This window comes from Pseudomonas sp. S32 (genome assembly GCF_016648095.1).
Taxonomy (GTDB): domain Bacteria; phylum Pseudomonadota; class Gammaproteobacteria; order Pseudomonadales; family Pseudomonadaceae; genus Aquipseudomonas; species Aquipseudomonas parafulva.
The window spans coordinates 1-24,538 of sequence record NZ_JACVVF010000034.1; the positions used below are offsets into that span (position 1 = coordinate 1).

Genomic DNA, 24,538 nt, shown 5'->3' on the forward strand with positions numbered 1-24,538 from the left:
AATGCGGTTGGGCTGGCGGGTGTTCGCCTTTACAGGTGCAGCGCCTGGGAGATCGAGCGCCGCAACTGCCAGGCGAACACTCCCGGCTAACTGCCCACCCAGGCCCGACCCTGTATACTTGCCCGCTGTCCCAGTCTTCGAGGTACCACCATGCCATCTGCCATTACCACTGACGTGCTGATCGTCGGCGCCGGGGTCGCAGGCCTGTGGCTCAATGCCCGCCTGCGTCGGCTGGGCTACTCGACAGTGCTGGTGGAGCGCGCCAGCCTTGGTGGCGAGCAGACCATCAAGTCCCAGGGCATCATCCATGGCGGTACCAAGTACGCCCTGCATGGCGCCTTGACCGGCGCTTCCGAAGCCATCGCCGACATGCCCAGGCGCTGGCGCGAGGCGCTGGCCGGCAACGGTGAGCTCAACCTGGCCAACACCCGGCTGCTGTCCGAGGCCCACTACCTGTGGTCCCCCGGCACGCTGGCCGGCAACCTCACCAGCTTCTTCGCCAGCAAGGCGGTGCGCGGCCGCGTCGACCAGGTCAAGGGCGATCAACTGCCCCCGGCCCTGCAGGACCGGGCCTTCAAGGGCAAGGTCTATCGGCTGGCAGAACTGGTCATCGACGTGCCCAGCCTGCTGGCCAACCTGGCAGAACTGGCCGGTGACAGCCTGCTGGCAGGCGAACGCATCACCCCGCTGCGTGAAAGCGACGAACTGGTGGGCCTGCAGGTGGATGGGCGTAGCATCATCGCCCAGCGCATCGTCCTCAGCGCAGGGGCCGGCACCGAAGACCTGCTGCACGCCCTGGGCCTGCAGCAGCCAGCCATGCAGACGCGCCCCCTGCACATGGTGATGGCCAAGGGCGCTAACCTCAAACCCCTGTATGCGCACTGCCTGGGCGGCGGGCCCAAGCCGCGCATGACCGTCACCACCCACCCGGCTGCCGACGGCCAGTGGGTGTGGTACCTGGGTGGCGACCTGGCCGAAGCCGATGGCGTGGCCCGCGACAGCGCCGCGCAGATCGCCGCCGCACAGCAGGAAGTGGCCAACCTGCTGCCTTGGGTCGACCAGGGCCAGGTACGCTGGGCCACCTTGCGCGTCGACCGCGCAGAACCCGCGCAATCGGGCCTGGTGCGCCCCGACAACGCCTTCCTGGCCGAGCAGCAGCGCCTGCTGGTGGGCTGGCCGACCAAGCTGGCCCTGGCGCCGGACTTCAGTGACCGGGTCATCAACCAGCTGCAGCGCGACGGCATTCAACCCCAGGCCCACCCTGACCTGTCCGGCCTGCCACGCCCGCCTCTGGGCATGCCAGCCTGGGAGCAACTGCTGCCATGAGCCTACCCACCCTGCACAATTTCCATCGCCCCTTGGGCAGCACCGGCCTGCAGGTGTCGCCCCTGGGCCTTGGCACCGTAAAGCTCGGCCGCGACCAGGGCGTGAAATACCCCGCCGGTTTCACCATCCCCGGCGATGAAGATGCCCGCCTGCTGCTGGCCCAGGCCCGCCAATTGGGTATCAACCTGATCGACACCGCCCCCGCCTATGGCCGCAGCGAGGAACGCCTCGGCCCGTTGCTGCGCGGGCAACGCGATGAATGGGTGATTGTGAGCAAGGTGGGTGAAGAGTTCGAGGGCGGCCTGTCGCACTTCGACTTCAGTGCCGCCCACACCCGCCGGTCGGTGGAACGTAGCCTGCAGCGGCTGGAAACCGACCGCATCGACCTGGTACTGGTGCACTCCGACGGCAACGACCTGGCCATCCTGGAGCAGCAAGCGGTATACCAGACCCTGGCCGAGCTCAAGCGCGAGGGCAAGATCCTGGGCTTCGGCCTCTCCGGCAAGACGGTTGCTGGCGGCTTGAAGGCCCTGGAGCACGGCGACTGCGCCATGGTCACCTACAACCTGAACGAGCAGGCAGAGCGCCCCGTGCTGGACTACGCTGCGCAACACGGCAAGGCCATCCTGGTAAAAAAGGCCCTGGCCAGCGGCCACGTATGCCTGGCACCCGGTGTGGACCCGGTGCGGGCCAGCTTCGAATTGCTGTTTGCCCACCCGGGCGTCAGCAGTGCTATCGTGGGCACCATCAACCCGTTGCACCTGGCCCACAACGTGGCCACCGTCGCCCGCATCCTGGGCCAGCAGTGAGTTGCCCCTGGCCATGGCCGGGCAACTGAGCCGACGCAAGGAGAAGCCACGTGGCGCGAACGCTGATCCGCAAGAACCCGAGCAACTTCAAGACGCTGCCACTGCATGTAGAAGCCACCGCCGAGGGCCTGGTGTACCAGAGCATCGGCGTGCCCCTCAACTTTGCCCAGACCCAACAACGGCGCAAGCCCATCCAGGTGGATGACCCGCAGCGTTTCGTCGCCGAGCTGGCCAACCTGGGCGTCTCGGTTCGGCTCACCCTGCACTGGCAAAACCGCGATTACTGGGTGCTGGTGCGCCAGCGCCGACAAGACCGCGGCGACGTGGTACTGAAACTGATCTCAGGTTATGTACCGGCGCAGGAGCTGAACCTGCCCTTGCACACGGCGGTGCAGGAAGTGGCCGAAGAATGCCTGCTGGAAACCACCGAAGGGTGGCTGGGTGGGCGCTTCAACGAAACCTGGCTGCCCGTGCCCTACGCAGCCGCCCTGCATTACCGCGAAACCCCGCACTTCCAGCTGGCCCCGCAGTCCGGCGCGGCGCGCCCGGTGCACTGCGGCCAGCAGGTGTTGCTGGAGCGGCCCAGGGCCTATGTGCACCTGCCCACGGCATCGCTGCAACTGATCTACGACATGCGCCTGGACGTGCCGCGGGACGCCAAGAAGCTCAGCCTGTTCCACGTCGATGAGCGGCTGGAAGGCGACCAACTGGTGGCGCGGCTGAACCGCAAGCGGCCAGACCTGTACCTGATGCCTTTGAAGGACGGCCAGCCCCTGGCCGAGCTGTACACCCTGAAGAAGGACGAGCTGGTGCCGGCGAGCACACGCGGCCTGTACCTGGCCGAGAGCTTTGCCCAGCAGGAAGGCTGGGTGGTGAAGGATGAGCGGGTGCGCTGGCGGGATTGGGTGAAGCAGCAAGGCCTGGTAGAAACCAAGCCCGCGCGGGCCAGCCACCTGCAGCGCTTTGGTGCCAAGGCGCGGGCCCTGTTGCGGCGGGCCAGGACGTCTCTGCGCAACCAGAGCCCATGACCGGGGCCATGATGGCCCCGACGTAGCATTAGTGCTTGCGGATTTTCTCGACGATGGCAGTGGTCGAGCTGTTCTCGACCAGCCCCAGCACTTTCACGGTGCCGCCGTAGCCGTTGACGATATCGGCACCTACCACCTGGTCGATGCCATAGTCGCCACCCTTTACCAGCACATCGGGCTTCACCTGGCTCAGCAGGTTTTCCGGCGTGCCTTCCGAGAAGCTGATCACCCAGTCCACCGCCCCCAGGCCAGCCAGTACCGCCATGCGGCGGTCGACACTGTTGATCGGCCGGCCCGGCCCTTTCAGGCGGCTGACCGAAGCATCGTCATTGACTGCAACGATCAGCCTGTCCCCTTGGGCACGGGCCTGTTCGAGATAGGTCACGTGCCCGGCATGCAGAATGTCGAAGCAGCCATTGGTAAAGACGATGCGCTCGTTGTGGGCACGGGCATCATCGATGGCTACCAGCAGTTGCTCAAGCCCCAGCACCCCGCGCTCGGAACCCTCTTCGCGCTGAATGGCCCGGCGCAGCTCTGGCGCACTGATGGCGGCGGTACCCAGCTTGCCGACCACGATGCCTGCCGCCAGGTTGGCCAGGGCCACCGCATGGGGCAGCTCCTCGCCGGCCGCAATGGCGGCAGCCAGGGTAGAGATCACCGTATCACCGGCACCGGTGACGTCGAACACTTCGCGCGCCCGCGCTGGCAGGTGCAGCGGCGGCTGGCCGATGCGCAGTAGGGTCATGCCGTGCTCGCCACGGGTTACCAGCAAGGCGCCCATGTCCAGGTCATGCAGTAGCTGCAGGCCCTTGGCTACCAGCTCGGCCTCGTCGGCGCAGCGGCCGACGATGGTTTCGAATTCGCTGAGGTTGGGGGTAATGAGGCTGGCACCGCGGTACACGGAAAAATCCTTGCCCTTGGGGTCGGCCAGCACCGGGATACCCTTGGCACGCGCTGCCTGGATCAGGCTCTGGTGGTTCTTCAAGGCGCCTTTGCCGTAATCCGACAGTACCAGCACCTTGACGCCTTCGAGCAGCTTGTCCACTTCCGCACCCAGTGACAGGGGGTCGGTGGCGAAGGGTTCCTCGAAATCGATACGCAGCAACTGCTGGTGGCGGCTCATGACCCGCAGCTTGACGATGGTCGGCTGATGGGCGATGCGCTGGAACACCGAGCGCACACCCGCCGCGTGCAGGCTGTTGGCCAGGCTGTCGGCGGCCTCGTCCTGCCCGGTGACACCGATCAGCGACGCAGGCGCACCCAGCGCCGCAATGTTCAACGCAACGTTGGCCGCGCCGCCCGGGCGATCCTCGATCTGATCGACCTTGACCACCGGCACTGGCGCTTCAGGCGAGATACGCGAGGTACCGCCATGCCAGTAGCGGTCGAGCATGACATCGCCGACCACCAGTACCGGGGCTTGATCGAAACGCGGCATGGACAACTTCATGGGCAACCCATATGAAAATAGTGAACAGGGACGGGATATTAGCACAGGGTGAACGGTGGCTTTACGGCCAGATCACCCTGGGAATATCCGGATACAACCGGGGCCGCCAGGGCCCCGGTGTGGCGGGTTTCAGGTGATATCGGCCTTGGCCGGTTCATCCAGGCCCATGGCATGCAGGCGGGCATAATAGCCATTGGCTGCCAGCAGCTCGGCGTGGGTGCCACGCTCCACCAGGCAACCCTGGTCCATGACCAGAATCTGGTCGGCCTTCTCGATGGTCGACAGACGGTGCGCGATCACCAGGGTGGTGCGGCCTTCCATCACGCGGTCCAGGGCGGCCTGGATGTGCCGTTCCGACTCGGTATCCAGCGCCGAGGTGGCTTCATCCAGGATCAGCAAGGGTGCATTCTTCAGCAACGCACGGGCGATTGCCAGGCGCTGGCGCTGGCCGCCAGACAACAGCACGCCGTTTTCACCGATCTGGGTATCGAAGCCCTTGGGCAACTGGTCGACGAAGTCCTTGGCGAACGCCGCCTCGGCGGCCGCCTCGATATCGGCACGCGGGGCACCGGCCAGGTCACCATAGGCAATGTTGTTGGCGATGGTGTCGCTGAACAGCGTGACGTGCTGGTTGACCTGGGCGATGTGGCGGCGCAGGTTCAGCAGCTTGAAGTCTTCGATTTCCACGCCATCGAGCAGAATCTCACCGGTGTCGTGGTGATAGAAGCGCGGAATCAGGCCGGCCAGGGTGGATTTACCGCTGCCGGAACGGCCCACCAGCGCCACCATCTGCCCGGGCTCGACGGTGAAGTTGATGTCGCGCAGCACCTGGCGTTCGGTACCTGGGTACGTGAAGCTGAGGTTGCGCACTTCCAGGCGCCCCTTGACCGAATCGCGCTCGACAGTGCCTTTGTCCAGCTCACGCGGCTCGTCCAGTTGCTCGAAGATGCTTTCAGCACCGGCGACGCCCTTCTGGATGGTCGAACTGACTTCCGAGAGCTGGCGAATCGGCTTGGGCAGCAGACCGGCCAAGGTGATGTAAGCAACCATGTCACCCGCCGAGGAGTCGCCGCGAAGGTACAGCACCAGGAACATCAGCACCGCCATGGCCACGTAGATCACCAACTGCAGCAGCGGCGTATAAATGGCGCTGGTGCGGGTCATGCGCAGCTGCTTGTCGGTGTTGCTCTGGCTGGCCTTGAGGAAGCGCCGTTGCTCATAGGTTTCGCCGCCGAAGCTGCGCACTACCCGGTAGCCCTGGATGGTTTCCGATGCCACGTGGGTGACGTCGCCCATGGCCACCTGGATCTTCTTGCTCTGCTTGCGGAATTTCTTGCTGGCGCGGCCCACCATGAAGGCGATCAGCGGCAGGATAGCCAGCATCACCAGGGTCAGGCGCCAGTTCATCAGCAGCAGCGAGGCAAACAGGAAGATCACGGTCATGCCTTCGCGGATCACCACCTTGATGGCGTCGGTGGCAGCGCCGGTGACCATGGTCACGTTGAACGTGATGCGGGAAATGAGGTGCCCGGAGTTGTTCTGGTCGAAGTAGCGGTTGGGCAGGGTCAGCAGGTTGTTGAACAGCTGCACCCGCAGGTCGTGTACCAGGCCCAGGGAGACCTTGGCCAGGAAGTAGTTGCCTAGAAACGAACCCAGCCCTTGCCAGGCGGCGATCAGAATGATCAGCCCAGGTACCGTGTGCAGCAGGTTGAGGTCGCGCAGGTAAGGGACGTTGGGGAACAGCGAGGCGTCCGGGTTGGACAGGCCGTCGACGAAATACTTGAGGATATAGCCCAGCATGGGCTGAGTCGAAGCGAAGATCAGAAAGCCCAGGATACTAAGCAGAAACACGCCGATGTAGGGGCGGACATAGCCAAGTAGACGGAGGTAGATCTTCATGCTCGATGAACTGCTGGAGCCTTTGGCGTCTGTCATATCACGGAACATGCTGAAAATGGGGTGCTGACTTTAGCACAGGTTGCCTTGCACGTCGGTTACCGACGACCAGGCGCTTACCAGCAGCAATGCGTGCAAAGCTGGGTTAACATTGCCCGTTCTTCACACCCAGGCCCGTTTCGCTCATGTCCCCAAGCAGCCTCCAGAACGTCGGCAACCGCTTCTACGATTTCGTGTGCCTGTGGCTGCTGCCCGCCGGCATGCTCTCGCTGCTGGGTGCGCTGTTCTTCCTGCCCGATCGCAGCCTGCATCACAAGCTGTACTACGGCCTGTTCAGCATCCCGACGCTGTTGGCGTTGTGCGTGCGGCCAAGTGCACTCAAGCCTTTGCTGCGCGAGCCGCTGCTGTGGCTGTTCCTGCTGTTTGCCGGCTATGCCGTGCTGAGCCTGGCCTGGTCGCCTTCGCCCACCGAGGCCGACAACCTGATCAAGCGCCCCTTGCACACCCTGATGCTGTTCCTGGGTACTGGCCTGATGCTGCGCTACCGCCCCGAAGCCCTCAAGGCGCTGTTTCTGGGGGCTGCCCTGCTGGCCCTGGTGGCCACCCTGCGCGACCTGTCCACGTTCGTGCTGACCTACCAGCCAGGTAGCCGGCTGATCGGCGCAGGGGCACTGGACAACCCGTTGCTCAGCTCTCACCTGTTCGGTTTCTTCGGTGTGTACTGGCTGTGGATGGCGGTCAACAGCAAGCGTGCACTCACCGTGGCGCTGTGCACGGCGGCGTTCGCGGTGATGTTCGCCGCCGTGGTGGCGACCGGCTCCAGGACACCGCTGGTGGCCATGACCCTGGCCGTCAACTGGATTGCCCTGCTGTGCCTGGACCGCCGCTCCATTCCGTTGTTCCTGGCGGCGCCGGTGTTCATCGTGCTGGTGCTGCTGGTTGACCCGCAACTGATTACGGCGCGGGGCGACTCGTACCGCTTCCAGATCTGGCACACCACCTGGGAGCTGTTCCTGCAGCATCCGCTGATCGGCCATGGCTATGACGCGCCGCTGAGCATCGATGTGGGGGTGGGTTACCCCTTCAGCGAACCCCACAGCTTCGCCATGGGCGTCCTGTATTACGTTGGCATCCTGGGCATGTTGCCCTGGCTTGGCATGCTTGGCTACGCCCTGTATAACGGCTGGAAATACCGCAGGCACCCTGCCCTGCAGATGGCCACGGCGCTGCTGGTATTCGGCATCGGCGCAGGCCTGACCGAAGGCGGTGGCATCCTCTCGCGGCCCAAGGAGCACTGGTTCCTGCTGTGGATCCCGCTGGCCCTTGTCGCCGGGCTGAACATCGCCCGCCGAGGCGGCCGCCTGGTTGCAGCCACTCGCCACACCTTGACCCCTGCACAGGTGCAAGCGCTGCACCAGGGCGCCAAGGTCATCGAAGAAGATGGCCTTGGGCCAAAGGTGCTGCTGCTGCAGGATGGCAGCTTCCTCAAGCTGTTCCGTGCCCGCCCCTGGTACACGGCCGGCAGCTTCTACCCCTATGCCCGGCGCTTCGTCAGAAACAGCCAGCAACTGGCCCTGGAAGGCATTGCCACCCCCCAGGTAGTCGAGCTGCTGAACTATGCCGACGGCTCACAGGGCGTGCGTTACCTGCCACTGGCAGGCCGCACCGTGCGCCAGGCCCTGCAGGCCTGCCCGGCGCTGGCTGAGCGCCAGGCCCTGGTCGGGCGCCTGGGCCAGTTCATCGGCCGCCTGCACCAGCAAGGGGTGTACTTCCGCTCCCTGCACCTGGGCAACGTACTGCTGCTGGACAACGGTGAGTTCGGCCTGATCGACCTGGCCGACATGCGCCTGCTGCCCTCGCCCCTGTCCGCCGAACTGCGCCAGCGCAACCTGCGGCACATGCAGCGCTACGACGAAGACCGCCAGTGGTTGTTCGAAGAAAACGTTCAGGCCCTGCTGGAGGGCTATGACCTGTCGGCCAACCGCAGCATGAGCCGCGCCGTGCGCCAACAAGTGCAGTTGTCCCACGGGGCGCAGCGCTGACATGGCGCTGCTGCCCCCCCTGCTGGGCGCCCTGGTCTTTGCCTTGGCGCTGCTGAGCGCCCGTCTGCTGTTGCGCAGCAACCTGGTCGCTCGCCACCTGGCGCCAGTCGCCGGCCGCTGGGCCACCCTTGATGGCCTGCGCGGCTACTTGGCCCTGGGCGTGTTCATCCACCACGCCGCGATTGCCTGGCATTACCAATACACCGGCCAGATCGGCATGCCACCCGAGCGGTTCTTCGCCCAGGTCGGCCAGGTGGGGGTGGCGCTGTTCTTCATGATTACCGGTTTCCTGTTCTGGAACCGGCTGCTGCAGCAAGGCCGGCAATTTGACTGGCGGGCCTTTGCCATCTCCCGGGTGATGCGCCTGTACCCGCTGTACCTGGGCCTGCTGGCGGTGGTGCTGCTGAGCGTGTTCTACCTGCAGGGCTGGGCGTTGCTGGACACGCCGCTGGCCCTGGTCGGCCAGTTGGCCGGGTGGCTGGCGTTTCATCGCCCTGACATCAACCAGCTGGCGGGCACCGGCAACCTGATCTCGAACGTGACCTGGACCCTGAACTACGAAATCTACTTCTACCTGGCGTTGCCGCTGCTGGGCATGGCCTTCGTCTACCGAGGCACGCTGCTCAGAACCTTGATCTGCCTGGTTGCCCTGTACGGGCTGGCGCAGTTGGTCGGCTGGGAGCATGCCCTGAAGAAAAAGTACCTGCTCAGCTTCGCAGGCGGTATTGCCGCCGTGTACTGGGTACGCAGGCCGGCCCTGGTGCAGTGGGCGCAGCGCCGCCAGGGCACCTGGGTGGCCGTGGGCTTGCTGGCCGTGGTCATGCTGGGGTTGAACAAGACCTTTGCAGTGTTCCCGCTGCTGCTGCTCAGCATCGTGTTCTGCATCGTGGTGTCCGGCAACGACCTGCTCGGCGCCCTGCGCCTGCGCAGCGCACGCTGGCTGGGGGAAATCAGCTACAGCCTGTACCTGCTGCATGGGCTGGTGCTGTGGTGGCTGGCTTACTACCTGTACCCTCGGTACGGGTTCAGCTATGACGACACCGGGGCATTCATGGCGCTGGTGGTGGTGGCCTGCATTGCGCTGGTAGCCCTGAGCAGCGCGACCTTCCTGCTGCTGGAGAAACCCGGCATAGCCCTGGGCAAGCGCCTTGCCCGCCGACACCAGGCACCCGGTGCACAGCTGGAACCAGGCTCAGCGAACCGCGCCTGACCCGCGCTGCCGGGCGTAGTCCAGAAACCCCTGGATATCCTCGCTGCACAGCTTGCCCACCACCTGGGCAATTTCGGCTGGCGGCCAGTCCCACCAGGCGCTGGCCAGCAGCTGGGCGCGCACCTCTTCCGGGAAGCGCCAACGCACTATTTGCGCCGGGTTGCCGCCCACCACCGCGTAAGGTGGCACATCACGGGTCACCAGCGCACCCGCGGCTACCACCGCGCCACTGCCAATGCTCACCCCCGAGAGGAGGGTGCAGTTGGAGCACAGCCACACATCGTTGCCGATGCAGACATCACCACGGCTGAAGGCGTAGTTCTCGATCCCAGCTGCTTCCTTGAGCATGGCCGGGAACGGATAGGTGGTGACCCAGTCCGCGCGGTGATGGCCACCGAGGAAAATCTGCACGCCCTCGGCGATGGAGCAATACGCGCCAATGCGCAGGGTTGCACCTTCATTCCAGTCATGCACCTCAGGCACGCCGTAGCTCCCCACACCAAAGGCATACTGCGGGTAGCGCGCAGCAAACCGCGCTTGGCCACGCTCAATCGCCGGCAGCTTGCGAATGGCCCGCTTGGCCCGCTTCGCCAGGTAACGCGAAATCCACCCCATGGCCGATCAGGCCTTTTCCAGCGGCGAGAACAACAACCGCCCCAGGCCACGCCAGGTCTTGCGTGTGTAGGCCCGCAGGGGGATCTGCGCCAACAGCTCACGGGCCAGCTTGCGATCACGGTTGGCCACCTTGAGGAACATCGAGTTCAAGGCCTTGAACTTCACCTCTTCGTAGGCCGGGTGGTCCTTGAACTTGGCGTAGGTGCGCAGGATGTTGTCGATCATGAAACGGTGATTCTTGTAGGTGTTGCTGGCGTGCTTGCGGTAGCGCGCCATGACCACGCTCAAGCCATCGATGAAGTAACCGGCGTGGGTCACCTTCAGCTCGATCATCAGGTCTTCCAGGCGCACATCCGGGTCAAACCCACCAACCTTCTGCAGCGCCTCACGGCGGATCAGCAGCGTGGGTGCGGGCGGGTACGGTTTGCGCTCGAGGAACATATCCTCGAAATCCAGGCGCCGGAACGGTACGTCACGGCGCTGGCGGGCCTCAGGGAACAGTTCGCCCTGGGCGTCGATCAGCTCGATGTTGCCAGCGCAGATGCCCACTTCGGGCTTGTCGGCCATGTACTGCACCTGGATGGCGATACGGTCCGGCATCATGATGTCGTCCGAGCCGAACGGGGCAATAAGCTCACCCCTGGCACGGGCAATGGCGTCATTCAGGGTTTGCGTGAGGCCTTGGTTGCGCTGCACGCGGAGGTCGAAACCATGCTGGGCCTGGAGGCGCTGTATGCGCTCGACACTGTCATCCGACGAGCCGTCATCGATCACCAGCAATTCGATATGCGGGTAGGTCTGGTTAAGCACGCTGAGGATGCTTTGCTCGATGTAGGGGCCGTGGTTGTACGATGCGATGATCACCGTCACCAGGGTTTGCTCGGCGCTCATTTTGCCTCCTTGGCAGCCAGGCCAGACTCGATCAGCGCCAGGTACTGCTGGCGGAACACCGTGATGTCATGGTTGTGGTTGAGGTAGTCGAACGCCTGCTCGCCCTTGGCCTGCAGCGCGTTGTCATCCAGCGCCAGGTAGCGGTCCAGCGCGGCGGTAAGGCTGGCCACGTCTGCCGGTTTGATCACTTCGCCGCCTGCGCCGGTAATCAGCGGCAGCATGGCAGGTACATCGCTGGCGATGACCGGCAAGCGCCCGCTCATGCCCTCGAGCAACGCCAGGCCCAGGCCTTCTGCCAGCGACGGCATGGCCCAGATGTCAAACGCCCGCACATAACGCAAGGCGTTGTCCCTGAAGCCCAGCAGGTGCGCACGGCCTGCCAGCCCAAGGCGTTCGATTTCCGCCTGTAGACGCGCCTGTTCGCGACCGGCACCAATGATGGCCAACTGTGCGTTGGGGTACTTGCCCTTCAACGCAGCGAACGCCTGGAGCAGGTAGGTGTGCCCCTTCACAGGCACCAGCCGGCCCAGTGCCCCCACCAGCCGCACATCCTGGGCCAGGCCCAGTTGCGTACGGGCCTCGGTGCGCGTCAGTTGCAAGGCCGTGGCCTGATCGGTGTCGATGGCGTTGGTGATGGCGTGGGTGTTGCTGTCGGTGAAGCCGCAGCGGCAATCGAGCAGGTACTGCTTCACGGCAGGCGATACCCCCACGAACTGCCAGTGCTGGTCGATCAGCCGTTGTGTCTGGCGCCGACGATAAAACCGGTCGTATTCGCCAAAGCCGTGGGAAATACCGATGCACAGGGGAATCTTCAGCCAACGGTTGAGCTGCAACAGCATGTTTACCGGCTTGAAGCGGTTACAGATCACCACGTCGAAGCGCTCGCGCCGGCAAAACCGGTACAACTGCCACAGAGCCTTGAGGCGCATGCCTTTGAGAGCGCTGTCGGCGAAATCGAAATACACAGAATGGTCAGCGCGGCTCACCGGCTGGCCCGCTTGCGGCCGGCCCTTGAGGAACGCCATGGTGGTTTCGAACCGGTCAGCCGGCAGCGCTTTGAAGATCTGTTCGGCCAGGTCGGCAAAGTCGTGTTGCTTGATGTTGTAGTCCGGTTGCAGTTGCAGGACTTTGTAGCGCTTCATACGGTTTCCCGATCAACACCCTGGTGGCGGCCCTTCAAGACCCAGAACAGCTCGTGACGGCGCACGGCCTTGCGGAAAAATTCATTTTCGCCATACGGCGACAGGCGCCGCCCGGCCAGCCAGCGCTGAATGAAACGGCGCAGCCGCCGCTTGAACGGTGGCCGAGGCTGCAAGTCATGCATCATACCCAGCGCCATGGCCTTGTCGCGCTGCAGGCGTGCGTCCAGCATCAGTGTGCAGGGCCGCCCTACAGGCTGGTCGCCGGTCATGGGTGGCAGGGCCACGCCCGCGCCACTGTCGCCCATGGGCCAGCGGTCGTTGTCGTGCAGGTGGTTGGCGTAGCCCAGCAGGGTTTCAGGCTGCCAGTCCAGCCCTTGCAACGCCTCGTGCAGCGCCTGTTGGGCAGCCACATGGTCGGGGTGCGGGTCCAGGACCGGGTGGGGCATCACGATGACCTGCGGGCGTGCCTCGCGCAGCACAGCGCGCAAGTCGGCCAGCAGGTTGTGCCAGGTGGGCGCCCCATCGTCGCCGGGCAGGGCCAGTTGGTTCAGCGTGCGGAACGGCCGTGTGTCGGCCATGTCGGCTTCACGGGAGCCAAAAGGTGAAGCCGGGGCATCGCGCATGGCAGGCAGTTGCAGGCAGAAATAGCCCAGTTGCACACAATTGCGTTCTGGCACCCCGGCCCAGCGCGGCACGGTGATGCTGTCCCAGGCCCGCAGCCTGCCTTTGAGGCGCGCAGCCTCCACAGCCGAGAGGCCCATGGCCTGGTAGTGCTCCGCTTCGATCTCGCCGGCCGTGAGGGTGACCACCCAGGCTTCGTCGGCCTGGCTGTACAGGCCATAGGCAGCAAGCTCGGCGTCATCGGCGTGGGGCGCGATGACCATGACGCGCTTGCGCCGCAGATCCTCCTGGGCAAACGCCCACAGCCGGGGCTGGCCAACCAACCGGCAATGGCGGCCGCGCAGGGTCACCTTGCCGTCCGCCAGCGCCTGGCCAAGGCCGGTAAGGTTCACGAAGCGCACACCGCGCACACCCCGCTCGAACACCTGCAGGTCTTCGCCTTGTGGGCCCTGAATGCGCACGCCTGGGTCGAACAGGCGCCCGAGCACGCCACAGCGCAGCACTACCTGCAACAGCAACGTGCCGTCGTGATGCGGCTGCAACCCCTCAGCCATCAGGCGACCGCCCTGCAGGCTCACGCCGGGGATTTCATCGGCCGCTGGGAAACGGTAGGTATAGTCCTCGCCTGCCCCATAGAACAGGTGGTCGGCCAGCCACGCTTCGTGGGCGACCCACAGCAGCGGCAACAGCACCAGCGGCAGCCACCAGATGAAGCCCCCCAGCGCAACCAGCACCACCAGGGCCATCAACAGCCCCAGGCGCTTGTTGCGCCGGTGGCGCTTGAGCAACTGCTGCTTGCGGCTCACGCCTGATACACCGGCACAGGGTTGCACCAACGGTCCTTGTACTCGCGGTCGGCCCGGCCGAACGAGAAACGCAGCGGCTTGCCGAGGGCGCGGGCGTGTTCCCAGGCGGCCTGGGTATTGAGAAAGCTCAACACGCTGCCGGGGCTGAAGGCCTTTGTTTCGGGGTCGACACCGCCATTGATGTACTCGACGCTGATCCACTCTGGCGCCTCCACGCGGTACACCAGTTGGATGGCAATGGGTTTGTCGCCCAGCAGCAGCACCGAACCAATCAACAGGTTGTGCAAGCGCCCCAGCACCTTACCCATCTGCTGGGCGCCGGTGGCCGGGAAGCCCCAGCGACGCAGGAACAGGTCGCAGTACATGTCGGCGATTTGCTGGGCGCTGAAATCGCTGATGGGCCGTACCACACCGCCCGCCTCTTCCAGCAACCGCAGTTCGCGGCGCTGGTTGTAGCGGAACTTCTTGGACAAGTCTTCTGGCGCCCGGGCCATGGCCAACTGCTCCTTCTGCACCCTGAGGCCGCTGAAACGGCCCTGGTTCAGCTCGGACAGGTAACGCACGGCATGGCGCAAAGGGGCACCGGCATCAGGCGCCGCGGGCAGGATGATTTCAGCATTGCCCAGGTCGAACAGGGCTTTTTTGCCGGCTCGCTTGAGCACGTCCTTGGACAGCGCCAGGTGCCGCCCCCACGTGGGGATGGCCGCCTTCAGCTCGCCGGCCTGGTGCCAGCCCAGGTAGCGCACCGGGATACCGGCCAGGTCGGCAAGCTGTTGCACCACCTGTGGGTGGGTCGCGACGCTGCCACCAAAACGCGCCCAGGCCTGGGCGTAGGCTTCGCCGTCGATGGCTTGCCAGCCGCGCTCGCGCAGGGCCTTTACATGATTGAGCATCAGGCCTCCACCAACGCGCGCACCTGGGGCAGTTGCCAGAAGGCCTCGCGCACCGCCTGGTCAGAAAAGCGCTCCGCCAGGCGCTGCAACATGTGTTCGGCGCAAGCCGTGCGTTGCTGGCCATCCAGCAGCGCCATGTGCCTGAGGCCCTCGGCCAGTTGCGCCGCGTCACCCAGCGGGAACAGCATGCCCACACCTTCGACCACTTCGCGGGCACCGCCACAGGCGGTTGCCAGCACCGGCACGCCGGCGACCATGGCTTCGAGCAGGACCATGCCGAACGGTTCATGGTCGGAGCTGAGGGCGAACACATCGAACGCCTGGAAATACCGGCGCGCATCGGGCACCTGGCCCAGAAAATCGACCTGCCCGGCGATACCCAGCTCGCTGGCCAAGGCCTTGAGCACAGGTTCCAGCCGCCCCTTGCCCAGGATCGCCAGGCGGGCACCTGCCGGCAGCCCGGGCAGCGCCTGGGCAAAGCCGCGCAGCAAGGTGGCCTGGTCCTTGTCGGGGTGCAGGCGGCCGACGTTCCCCACCACCCAGGCCTGCGGGCCCAGGCCCAGGGCTTGACGAGCCTCGGCGCGCGGCACCAGGGCGGCCTGCAAGACCTGGATATCGATGCGGTTGTACAAGGTCTGGATCCGCTCGGCCGGCCACTTCGGCAGGCAGCGGCGCATGTCGTCACGCACCGCATCGGACACACCCAGCAGGCTCAGGCGCTTGGCAAACAGGTTGGCGAACAGCTGCCGCCCCTTGCGCTGATAATCACCAAAAGCATGGTGAACGCCGATCACCGGCAAACCGGTCGCCAGCAAGGCCACATAGATGGGCTTGAAGCGGTGGGCGATGCAGAAGGCGAACTGGCGCTCGGCGGCAATGCGCCGCAGCGCGCGGATGGCGCCGAGTTTCAGGCCACGCACGGCCTTGGAGCTGAACCCCAGAAACAGCACTTCATCCGAGGCGCAGCCCGCCGCAACCTGTGGGTCGGGTGCACCGGTGAGGAACACGGTAGTGACCTTGTAGCCGCTGCCCTGGAACAGGCTGGCGTACTGACGGGCGCAGTCCAGGAACGGCCCGTCATAGCCATGGCAGAACTGCAGGATGCGCGGTTCAGAGCGGCTGGTCATACGCGGCAGCGCCGTCCTTCACAACCAGGATGTCTTCCATGATCAGGTACTGCAGGTCGGAACCGAAGAACATGTTCAGGGCGTCGGTTGGCGAGCAGATCATCGGCTCACCGCGGCGGTTCAGCGAGGTGTTCAGCGATACACCGTTGCCGGTCAGGTCTTCCAGAGCCTTCATCATGTCGTAGTAGCGCGGGTTGTACTCGCGCTTGAGTACCTGGGCACGCGACGTACCGTCCTCGTGAACCACTTCGGGTACACGGGTTTTCCATTCTTCGGCCACTTCGAAGGTGAAGGTCATGAACGGCGCCGGGTGATCGACCTTGATCATCTGCGGCGCGACGGTGTCGAGCATCGACGGGCAGAAGGGTCTCCAGCGCTCGCGGAACTTGATTTGCTCGTTGATGCGGTTGGCCACACCCGGCACGCTCGGGCAACCGATGATCGAACGGCCACCGAGGGCACGCGGGCCGAACTCCATGCGCCCCTGGAACCAGGCCACCGGGTTGCCTTCGACCATGATCTTGGCGATGCGCTGCGGCATGTCGTCCAGCTTGCGCCACTTGGGCGCATTCGGGTGACGGGCGCAGGCGGCGATCACGTCTTCGTTGGAATACGAAGGGCCGAGGTAGACGTGCTCCATCTTCTCTACCGGCACACCGCGGGCGTGGGACACGTAGGCCGCAGCACCCACGGCGGTACCAGCATCACCGGAGGCCGGCTGCACGAACAGCTCCTTGACGTCGGAGCGGGCGATGATCTTCTGGTTGAGCTTGACGTTCAGCGCGCAGCCACCGGCAAATGCCAGCTTGCCGGTTTCGCGCAGGGTGTCGCCCAGGTAGTGGTCGATCATCTGCAGGGCGATCTTTTCAAACAAGGCCTGCATGCTGGCGGCATAGTGGATGTACGGCTCGTCGGCGATATCGCCTTCGCGCTTGGGCCCCAGCCATTCGATGAGCTTGGGCGAGAAATAGAAGCCCTTGCCCTTCTCTTTATGGCGGCGCAAGCCGATAACGTTGGCGTACTCGGTGTTGATCACCAACTCGCCGTTCTCGAAACTGGCCAAACGCGAGAAGTCGTATTTGCTGGCGTCGCCGTACGGCGCCATGCCCATGACCTTGAACTCGCCGTCGAGCATCTCGAAGCCCAGGAACTCGGTGATCGCACCGTACAGGCCACCCAGGGAATCGGGGTCGAAGAACTCTTTGATCTTGTGGATCTTGCCGTTTTCGCCGTAGCCGAAGAAGGTCGTGGCGTATTCGCCCTTGCCATCGATGCCCAGGATCGCGGTTTTTTCCTTGAAACCCGAGCAGTGGTAGGCGCTGGACGCATGGGCCAGGTGGTGTTCGACCGGTTCGATCTTGATTTTTTTCGGGTCGAAGCCCAGCTGCTCCAGGCACCAGACGATCTTCTTGCGGTAGCGCTTGTAGCGGCGGTTGCCCATCAGGATGGCGTCGAGGGCGCGGTCCGGGGCGTACCAGTAACGCTTGGCGTAATGCCAGCGGGCTTTGCCGAACAGGCTGATGGGGGCGAACGGGATGGCGACCACGTCGACGTCCGACGGCTTGATGCCGGCCTGCTCCAGGCAGAACTTCGCCGACTCGTAGGGCATGCGGTTCTTCGCATGCTTGTCACGCACGAAGCGCTCTTCTTCGGCGGCGGCAATCAGCTTGCCGTCGATGTACAGCGCCGCGGAAGGGTCATGGCTAAGGGCGCCCGACAGGCCAAGAATCGTCAATGCCAAGGGATGAGCCTCTTCATTCTGTAGAAATGCGCCAGCGGCCTCGGGGGCGGGTGGCGGCTAAAAGGCGAGATTATAACGCAAAGAATTCCAACTGGCCCTATCGCCGGCAGGCCAGGCACGTTACTCGGCGATCAACCAGTCCATGCGGTAGCTACCCGCCGTCTGCGCCAGCTCGCGGGCCAACCAGGGCAGCAGCTCCCTGAGCTCTTCCTCCAGCCCCCAAGGCGGGTTGGCAATGGCAAGGCCGGAGCCATTGAGCCCCTGCGGGCTGTCCTGGTGGTGCACATACAGCTCCACCCGCAGCAGCTTGGGCGCGCCAGTGCTGGTCAGGTCCTGGTAGAAACGGGTAAGGGAGCGCTGGTCCTTGATCGGGTACCAGATGGCCGCGACCGTCTGGCGCATGCGGCCAATTGCCTCTTTCATGGAGCTGGTGCAGCGCTTGAGCTCATCGGCCTGTTCGAACGGCGGGTCGATCAGCATGATCGCGCGCTTTTCCTGCACCGGCAGCAGGGCCCGGGGCACGTGCCAGCCCTCGCCCAGGTGCACGACCACGCGCGGGTCCTTCTTCATGTTTTCCTTGAGCAGCGGCCCGTCTTCAGGGTGCTTCTCGTTGAGCAGGGCACGGTCCTGCTGGCGCATCAGGCGGCGGGCCAGTTCGGGGGAACCGGGGTAATAGCGCAACTCGCCATCAGCGTTCAGGCGCTTGATGATGCGGAGGTAATCGGCAGCCATCACCGGCAGGTCGTCACGGCCCCACAGGCGCGCGACACCGTCGAGGTACTCACCGGTACGGCTCGCCTGGTCGCCCTGAAGGTCATACAACCCCAGGCCGGCGTGGGTGTCGATGTAGGCGAACGGCTGTTCCTTGCGCGACATCAGGGCGATGAGGCGGGTCAGCACGATGTGCTTGAGGACGTCGGCATGGTTGCCGGCGTGGAAGGCGTGACGATAGTTCATGGCAACTCCTGCGCGGGCGGCAAGTTTACCTTGCCTTGCCGGCCGCGTCAGGCCTGGCTGCTGGTGGGTGCCGACGGCAAGGCCGGCACCGCTGCGCCAGCCTTACTTCTCGGCGTGATAGGCAGCATCAGCCGTTTCGAAGCGCTGCACCATCGCCTGGCTCGGACGGCCCAGCTTGCTGAACAGCACGATGGCGAGGGTACCCAGCAGGAAGCCTGGGATGATTTCGTACAGACCCCACGGGTCAATCTGCTTCCACAGGATGACAGTCAAAGCGCCAACCACGATGCCGGCCAGCGCACCGTTGCGGGTCATGCCCTTCCACAGCACCGACATCAGCACCACCGGGCCGAACGCTGCACCGAAGCCTGCCCAGGCGTAGGCCACCAGGCCCAGTACGCGGTTTTCCGGGTTGGCAGCCAGGGCGATGGCCACCAACGCCACGGCCAGCACCATCAACCGGCCAACCCACACCAGCTCCACCTGCGAAGCATTCTTGCGCAGGAAAGCCTTGTAGAAGTCCTCGGTCAGGGCGCTGGAGCACACCAGCAGCTGGCAGCTCAGGGTACTCATGACCGCCGCCAGGATGGCCGACAGCAGCACACCGGCAATCCAGGGGTTGAACAGGATCTTGGCCAGTTCGATGAACACCCGCTCGTGGTTTTCGTTAACCGGCCCGGCAAGCTCCGGGTTGGCGGAGAAGTAGGCGATGCCGAAGAAACCGACGGCGCAGGTGCCAACCAGGCACAGGATCATCCAGGTCATGGAGATGCGGCGAGCGTTGGCGATCGATTTCACCGAGTCGGCCGCCATGAAGCGCGCCAGGATGTGCGGCTGGCCGAAGTAGCCCAGCCCCCAGCCCATCAGCGAAATGATACCGATGAAGCTGGCACCCTTGAGCATGTCGAAGTTGGCCGGGTTGACCGCCTCGATCGCCGCGAAGGTCTGGTCGAAACCACCGGTTGAGATCAGCACGATCACCGGGGTGAGGATGAGCGCGAAGATCATCAACGTTGCCTGCACCGTATCGGTCCAGCTCACCGCCAGAAAACCACCGACGAAGGTGTAGGCAATGGTGGCTGCCGCACCGGCCCACAGCGCCGTTTCGTAGGACATCCCGAAGGTGCTCTCGAACAGGCGGGCGCCGGCCACGATGCCGGAGGCGCAATAGATGGTGAAGAACACCAGGATGACCACGGCCGAGATGATGCGCAGCAGGCCGCTTTTGTCTTCGAAGCGGCTGGTGAAGTAATCCGGCAGGGTCAGTGCATCGCCGTTGTGCTCGGTTTGCACGCGCAGGCGGCCAGCCACGAACAGCCAGTTCAGGTAGGCACCCACGGTGAGGCCGATGGCGATCCAGGCTTCGGAGAGGCCCGCGAAGTAGATGGCGCCCGGCAGGCCCATCAGCAGCCAGCCGCTCATGTCGGAGGCCCCCGCAGACAGCGCGGTGACCACGCTGCCCAGGCTGCGACCGCCCAGGATGTAGTCAGAAAGGTTTTTAGTGGCGCGGTAGGCCGCAAAGCCGATCAGCACCATTGCGGCGATGTAGATCACAAACGTGATCGTGATTGGGTTACCCATACGTGTGCCCTGGTGTTTGTTGTTATTTCATGTGCAACCGGTCGAGGCGGTTGCACCCAGGCGGGGAATGCTATGCAACAACGCAAATGGGGTGCAACCATTTTTCATTTGCAAGTTGCACCTGCCCGTGCATTTTCAGATAAAGCCTGTTTTTTGCTCCTGTTTAGTGCATGGGAAGCGCATTTTTAGAACGAAACGACGATTCATGTCGCTTTCAGAAACTTCGGAAACGACCGCCAGACGAGTTGCACCCAGCTGTCGTGAAATTCGGGTTGCACCTGGTTGCACCCGGTTCGCCCTGCGGATAATCTTGGCGCCAGCTGACGCCACATTCGTGGCAATAACGAGGATAAGAAATGGCGACGACCACCCTTGGGGTCAAACTCGATGACCCTACCCGCGAACGACTCAAGGCCGCAGCGCAGTCCATCGACCGCACGCCGCATTGGTTGATCAAGCAGGCGATCTTCAACTACCTGGAGAAGCTCGAGGGTGGCGCGACCCTGAACGAAATCAACGGCCAGGCCAGTGGCCTGGCAGAGGATGCCGGGGACGCCCCGGTCGACCATGGCCACCAGTGCTTCCTGGAGTTTGCCGAGAGCATCCTGCCCCAGTCGGTACTGCGCTCGGCAATCACTGCAGCCTACCGCCGCCCCGAGCAGGAAGTGGTGCCCATGCTGCTGGAACAGGCCCGCCTGAGCGCACCACTCGCCGAGGCCACCAACAAGATGGCCGCCGGCATCGCAGAAAAACTGCGTAACCAGAAAAGCGCCGGCGGGCGCGCCGGTATCGTTCAGGGGCTGCTGCAGGAATTTTCGCTGTCGTCCCAAGAGGGCGTGGCACTCATGTGCCTGGCCGAAGCCCTGCTGCGCATCCCCGACAAGGGCACCCGCGATGCGCTGATCCGCGACAAGATCAGCAACGGCAACTGGCAGCCCCACCTGGGCAACAGCCCATCGCTGTTCGTCAACGCCGCCACCTGGGGCCTGCTGCTTACCGGCAGGCTGGTCAGCACGCATAACGAGGCAGGCCTCACGTCGTCGCTCACACGCATCATCGGCAAGAGCGGCGAGCCGATGATCCGCAAGGGTGTGGACATGGCCATGCGCCTGATGGGCGAGCAATTCGTCACTGGCGAAACCATTGCCGAGGCACTGGCCAACGCCACTCGCTTCGAGTCCAAAGGGTTCCGCTACTCGTACGACATGCTGGGTGAGGCCGCCCTTACCGAGCACGACGCGCAGAAGTACCTGGCCTCCTATGAGCAGGCCATCCACTCCATCGGCAAGGCCTCCAATGGCCGCGGCATCTATGAAGGGCCTGGCATCTCGATCAAGCTGTCGGCGCTGCACCCGCGCTACAGCCGCGCCCAGTACGAGCGGGTGATGGATGAGCTGTACCCGCGCCTGCTGGCGCTGACCCTGCTGGCCAAGCAATACGACATCGGCCTGAACATCGACGCCGAAGAGGCCGACCGCCTGGAGCTGTCGCTCGACCTGCTCGAGCGCCTGTGCTTCGAGCCTGCGCTGGCGGGCTGGAACGGCATCGGCTTTGTCATCCAGGCTTACCAGAAGCGTTGCCCGTACGTGATCGACTACGTCATCGACCTGGCCAAGCGCAGCCGCCACCGCCTGATGATCCGCCTGGTCAAGGGCGCCTACTGGGACAGCGAAATCAAGCGTGCCCAGGTCGAAGGCCTGGAAGGCTACCCGGTCTACACGCGCAAGGTGTACACCGACGTGTCCTACGTGGCCTGTGCCCGCAAGCTGCTGGCCGTGCCGGAGGCCATCTACCCGCAGTTCGCCACCCACAATGCCCACACCTTGTCGGCTATCTACCATATTGCTGGCCAGAACTATTACCCCGGCCAGTACGAATTCCAGTGCCTGCATGGCATGGGCGAGCCCCTGTACGAGCAGGTGGTGGGCAAGATTGCCGACGGCAAGCTGAACCGGCCATGCCGGGTGTATGCCCCGGTGGGTACGCACGAAACCCTGCTGGCCTACCTGGTCCGCCGGCTGCTGGAAAACGGCGCCAACACCTCGTTCGTCAACCGTATCGCCGACCACTCCATCTCCATTCAGGAACTGGTGGCCGACCCGGTGCAGAGCATCGAGCGCATGGGGGCCCAGGAAGGCAGCATCGGCCTGCCGCACCCGCGCATCCCACTGCCGCGCGAACTGTACGGCAGCGAGCGTGACAACTCGGCGGGCATCGACATGGCCAACGAACACCGTTTGGCGTCGCTGTCCTGCGCCATGCTGGCGACCGCCAACAATGACTGGAAGGCCACGCCACTGCTGGCCTGCGCTGCCAGCGAGGGTACGGTAGCTGAAGTGCTGAACCCCGCCGACCACCGCGATGTGGTGGGCCATGTGCAGGAGGCCACCACCGCCGACGTGGACAACGCCATCCAGTGCGCCCTGAATGCAGCGCCTATCTGGCAGGCCACCCCGCCCGCCGAGCGTGCAGCCATCCTGGAACGCACTGCCGACCTGATGGAAGCCGAAATCCAGCCGCTGATGGGCCTGCTCATTCGCGAGGCGGGCAAAACCTTCGCCAACGCCATTGCCGAAGTGCGCGAAGCGGTGGACTTCCTGCGTTACTACGCCGTACAGGCGCGCAACGCGTTCAGTAACGACGCCCACCGCCCGCTGGGCCCGGTGGTGTGCATCAGCCCATGGAACTTCCCGCTGGCAATCTTCACCGGGCAAGTGGCGGCAGCCCTGGCAGCAGGCAACCCGGTGCTGGCCAAGCCAGCCGAGCAAACCCCGCTGATCGCCGCCCAGGCCGTTCGCCTGCTGCTGGAAGCAGGCATCCCGGAAGGTGTGCTGCAGCTGCTGCCAGGTCGCGGCGAAACCGTGGGCGCCGGCTTGGTGGGCGACGAGCGGGTCAAAGGGGTGATGTTCACCGGCTCCACCGAGGTCGCCCGCCTGTTGCAGCGCAATGTGGCCGGGCGCCTGGACAACCAGGGCCGGCCGATTCCGCTGATTGCCGAAACCGGCGGCCAGAACGCGATGATCGTGGATTCATCGGCGCTGACCGAGCAGGTGGTGATCGACGTCGTGTCCTCGGCCTTCGACAGCGCCGGCCAGCGCTGCTCTGCCCTGCGCGTGCTGTGCCTGCAGGAAGACTGCGCCGACCGCGTGATCGAAATGCTCAAGGGCGCCATGGCTGAAAGCCGCCTCGGCTGCCCGGACCGCCTGGCCGTGGATATCGGCCCGGTGATCGACGGCGAAGCCAAGGCGGGTATCGAGAAGCACATCCAGGGCATGCGCGAGAAAGGCCGCGCGGTGTACCAGGTCGCCATCGCCGATGCCACCGAGCTCAAGCGCGGCACCTTCGTGATGCCAACCCTGATCGAGCTGGACAGCTTCGACGAGCTCAAGCGCGAGATCTTCGGCCCGGTGCTGCACGTGGTGCGCTACAACCGGCGCAACCTGGACCAGCTGATCGAGCAGATCAACAACTCCGGCTACGGCCTGACACTGGGTGTGCACACCCGTATCGACGAAACCATCGCCAAGGTGGTGGAAAGCGCCAACGCCGGCAACATGTACGTCAACCGCAACATTGTCGGTGCCGTGGTCGGGGTACAGCCATTCGGTGGTGAAGGCTTGTCGGGCACCGGCCCGAAAGCGGGTGGCCCGCTGTACCTGTACCGCCTGCTGTCGACCCGCCCGGCAGATGCCATCGGCCAGCACTTCGAGCAGCAGGACGGCGACGGCAAGCCTGACCGTGCGCTGCATGGGCAACTGGTCAAGCCGTTGCATGCATTGAAGGCCTGGGCACAAAGCAACCAGCTGAGCGAGCTGGCCACGCTGTGCAGCCAGTTCGCCACCCAGTCGCAAAGCGGCATCGCACGCCTGCTGCCTGGCCCGACCGGCGAACGCAACACCTACACCATCCTGCCTCGCGAGCATGTGCTGTGCCTGGCCGACAACGAGGCCGACCTGCTCGCGCAGCTTGCTGCGGTGCTGGCGGTGGGCAGTTCGGCTGTGTGGGCCGACAGCGAACCCGGCAAGGCCCTGCGCAATCGCCTGCCGCGCGAGCTGCAGGACAAGGTCCGGTTGACCGCGGACTGGAGCAAGGATGACGTGGCGTTCGACGCCGTGATCCACCATGGTGACTCGGACCAGCTGCGCGGGGTGTGCCAGCAGGTCGCCAAGCGCGCCGGGGCCATCGTGGGGGTACATGGGCTGTCCAGCGGGGATCACCAGATTGCGCTGGAGCGGCTGGTGATTGAGCGGGCGGTGAGTGTGAACACTGCGGCGGCGGGCGGTAATGCCAGTTTGATGACTATTGGTTGATCGCTGCTGGTAAAAAAAGGAGAGCTTCGGCTCTCCTTGTTTATGGGCGTATGGGTTGAGATGTTCAGCGCCTGTGAGATCAAGCGCCGCCCG

17 protein-coding genes are annotated in these 24,538 nt (G+C 64.5%); 6 read left to right on the forward strand and 11 right to left on the reverse strand.

What is annotated here, in order from left to right; genetic code table 11:
* The first annotated feature begins 150 nt into the window (after nt 1-150).
* From IAE38_RS17415 to IAE38_RS17425, 3 genes are read left to right on the forward strand one after another with little or no spacing between them, the layout of a single operon-like run.
* The gene (locus tag IAE38_RS17415; RefSeq protein ID WP_201218435.1) at nt 151-1,326 is read left to right on the forward strand and encodes an NAD(P)/FAD-dependent oxidoreductase; all 1,176 of its coding nucleotides are present in this window, start codon (nt 151-153) and stop codon (nt 1,324-1,326) included.
* A complete protein-coding gene (locus IAE38_RS17420; protein WP_028631869.1) occupies nt 1,323-2,135 on the forward strand; it encodes an aldo/keto reductase in 813 nt (270 codons plus the stop codon). The genes IAE38_RS17415 and IAE38_RS17420 overlap by 4 nt, the downstream gene beginning before the upstream one ends.
* A gap of 50 nt (nt 2,136-2,185) precedes the next feature.
* A complete protein-coding gene (locus tag IAE38_RS17425) occupies nt 2,186-3,163 on the forward strand; it encodes a hypothetical protein (protein WP_028631870.1) in 978 nt (325 codons plus the stop codon).
* Nucleotides 3,164-3,191: 28 nt separating this feature from the next.
* On the opposite strand, the gene hldE is transcribed toward IAE38_RS17425, so the two are convergent.
* Nucleotides 3,192-4,613 (reverse strand): bifunctional D-glycero-beta-D-manno-heptose-7-phosphate kinase/D-glycero-beta-D-manno-heptose 1-phosphate adenylyltransferase HldE, encoded by a 1,422-nt coding sequence (hldE, locus tag IAE38_RS17430; RefSeq protein ID WP_028631871.1) that lies wholly within the window; start codon nt 4,611-4,613, stop codon nt 3,192-3,194.
* 129 nt (nt 4,614-4,742) lie between these two features.
* Nucleotides 4,743-6,548: a lipid A export permease/ATP-binding protein MsbA gene (msbA, locus tag IAE38_RS17435; protein WP_201218436.1), complete on the reverse strand. Its 1,806-nt coding sequence runs from the start codon at nt 6,546-6,548 to the stop codon at nt 4,743-4,745.
* A gap of 146 nt (nt 6,549-6,694) precedes the next feature.
* On the opposite strand from msbA, the gene IAE38_RS17440 reads away from it, so the two are divergent.
* Nucleotides 6,695-8,551 (forward strand): bifunctional O-antigen ligase/aminoglycoside phosphotransferase family protein, encoded by a 1,857-nt coding sequence (locus IAE38_RS17440; RefSeq protein ID WP_201218437.1) that lies wholly within the window; start codon nt 6,695-6,697, stop codon nt 8,549-8,551.
* A gap of 1 nt (nt 8,552) precedes the next feature.
* Nucleotides 8,553-9,761 (forward strand): acyltransferase family protein, encoded by a 1,209-nt coding sequence (locus tag IAE38_RS17445; protein WP_201164517.1) that lies wholly within the window; start codon nt 8,553-8,555, stop codon nt 9,759-9,761.
* Here IAE38_RS17445 and IAE38_RS17450 read toward each other — a convergent pair.
* From IAE38_RS17450 to putP, 9 genes are all read right to left on the reverse strand, one after another.
* Nucleotides 9,744-10,376 carry a CatB-related O-acetyltransferase gene (locus IAE38_RS17450; protein ID WP_060480709.1) on the reverse strand — a complete coding sequence of 211 codons (633 nt, stop codon included), beginning with the start codon at nt 10,374-10,376 and terminating at the stop codon, nt 9,744-9,746. The two genes, IAE38_RS17445 and IAE38_RS17450, sit on opposite strands and share 18 nt — an antisense overlap.
* Nucleotides 10,377-10,382: 6 nt before the next feature.
* A complete protein-coding gene (locus IAE38_RS17455) occupies nt 10,383-11,267 on the reverse strand; it encodes a glycosyltransferase (protein WP_201218438.1) in 885 nt (294 codons plus the stop codon).
* A complete protein-coding gene (locus IAE38_RS17460; protein ID WP_201218440.1) occupies nt 11,264-12,409 on the reverse strand; it encodes a glycosyltransferase in 1,146 nt (381 codons plus the stop codon). The genes IAE38_RS17455 and IAE38_RS17460 overlap by 4 nt, the downstream gene beginning before the upstream one ends.
* Nucleotides 12,406-13,836 carry a PIG-L deacetylase family protein gene (locus IAE38_RS17465; RefSeq protein ID WP_201218441.1) on the reverse strand — a complete coding sequence of 477 codons (1,431 nt, stop codon included), beginning with the start codon at nt 13,834-13,836 and terminating at the stop codon, nt 12,406-12,408. The genes IAE38_RS17460 and IAE38_RS17465 overlap by 4 nt, the downstream gene beginning before the upstream one ends.
* Nucleotides 13,833-14,729, reverse strand: a complete 897-nt coding sequence (locus IAE38_RS17470) for an antimicrobial resistance protein Mig-14 (protein WP_201218442.1) — start codon at nt 14,727-14,729, stop codon at nt 13,833-13,835. Before IAE38_RS17470 ends, IAE38_RS17465 begins: the two co-directional genes overlap by 4 nt.
* A complete protein-coding gene (locus tag IAE38_RS17475) occupies nt 14,729-15,856 on the reverse strand; it encodes a glycosyltransferase (protein WP_201218443.1) in 1,128 nt (375 codons plus the stop codon). Before IAE38_RS17475 ends, IAE38_RS17470 begins: the two co-directional genes overlap by 1 nt.
* Nucleotides 15,840-17,597: a carbamoyltransferase family protein gene (locus IAE38_RS17480; protein WP_028631880.1), complete on the reverse strand. Its 1,758-nt coding sequence runs from the start codon at nt 17,595-17,597 to the stop codon at nt 15,840-15,842. The genes IAE38_RS17475 and IAE38_RS17480 overlap by 17 nt, the downstream gene beginning before the upstream one ends.
* Before the next feature lie 120 nt (nt 17,598-17,717).
* Nucleotides 17,718-18,554, reverse strand: coding sequence for a 23S rRNA (adenine(2030)-N(6))-methyltransferase RlmJ (locus IAE38_RS17485; RefSeq protein ID WP_201164523.1), 837 nt, complete (start codon nt 18,552-18,554; stop codon nt 17,718-17,720).
* 102 nt (nt 18,555-18,656) lie between these two features.
* Entirely contained in the window at nt 18,657-20,135 is a 1,479-nt protein-coding gene (gene putP / locus IAE38_RS17490) for a sodium/proline symporter PutP (protein WP_201211959.1), read from the reverse strand.
* 356 nt (nt 20,136-20,491) lie between these two features.
* Between putP and putA the strand changes: the two genes are divergently transcribed.
* Nucleotides 20,492-24,445: a trifunctional transcriptional regulator/proline dehydrogenase/L-glutamate gamma-semialdehyde dehydrogenase gene (gene putA / locus IAE38_RS17495; protein ID WP_201218445.1), complete on the forward strand. Its 3,954-nt coding sequence runs from the start codon at nt 20,492-20,494 to the stop codon at nt 24,443-24,445.
* Nucleotides 24,446-24,538 lie beyond the last annotated feature (93 nt).

Coding starts and splice junctions, on each gene's coding strand:
- putP (WP_201211959.1), bottom strand. CDS start 20,135: ATGGGTAACCCAATCACGATCACGTTTGTGATCTACATCGCCGCAATG.
- hldE (WP_028631871.1), bottom strand. CDS start 4,613: ATGAAGTTGTCCATGCCGCGTTTCGATCAAGCCCCGGTACTGGTGGTC.
- IAE38_RS17445 (WP_201164517.1), top strand. CDS start 8,553: ATGGCGCTGCTGCCCCCCCTGCTGGGCGCCCTGGTCTTTGCCTTGGCG.
- IAE38_RS17485 (WP_201164523.1), bottom strand. CDS start 18,554: ATGAACTATCGTCACGCCTTCCACGCCGGCAACCATGCCGACGTCCTC.
- IAE38_RS17455 (WP_201218438.1), bottom strand. CDS start 11,267: ATGAGCGCCGAGCAAACCCTGGTGACGGTGATCATCGCATCGTACAAC.
- IAE38_RS17475 (WP_201218443.1), bottom strand. CDS start 15,856: ATGACCAGCCGCTCTGAACCGCGCATCCTGCAGTTCTGCCATGGCTAT.
- msbA (WP_201218436.1), bottom strand. CDS start 6,548: ATGACAGACGCCAAAGGCTCCAGCAGTTCATCGAGCATGAAGATCTAC.
- IAE38_RS17420 (WP_028631869.1), top strand. CDS start 1,323: ATGAGCCTACCCACCCTGCACAATTTCCATCGCCCCTTGGGCAGCACC.
- IAE38_RS17450 (WP_060480709.1), bottom strand. CDS start 10,376: ATGGGGTGGATTTCGCGTTACCTGGCGAAGCGGGCCAAGCGGGCCATT.
- IAE38_RS17470 (WP_201218442.1), bottom strand. CDS start 14,729: ATGCTCAATCATGTAAAGGCCCTGCGCGAGCGCGGCTGGCAAGCCATC.
- putA (WP_201218445.1), top strand. CDS start 20,492: ATGGCGACGACCACCCTTGGGGTCAAACTCGATGACCCTACCCGCGAA.
- IAE38_RS17460 (WP_201218440.1), bottom strand. CDS start 12,409: ATGAAGCGCTACAAAGTCCTGCAACTGCAACCGGACTACAACATCAAG.
- IAE38_RS17415 (WP_201218435.1), top strand. CDS start 151: ATGCCATCTGCCATTACCACTGACGTGCTGATCGTCGGCGCCGGGGTC.
- IAE38_RS17440 (WP_201218437.1), top strand. CDS start 6,695: ATGTCCCCAAGCAGCCTCCAGAACGTCGGCAACCGCTTCTACGATTTC.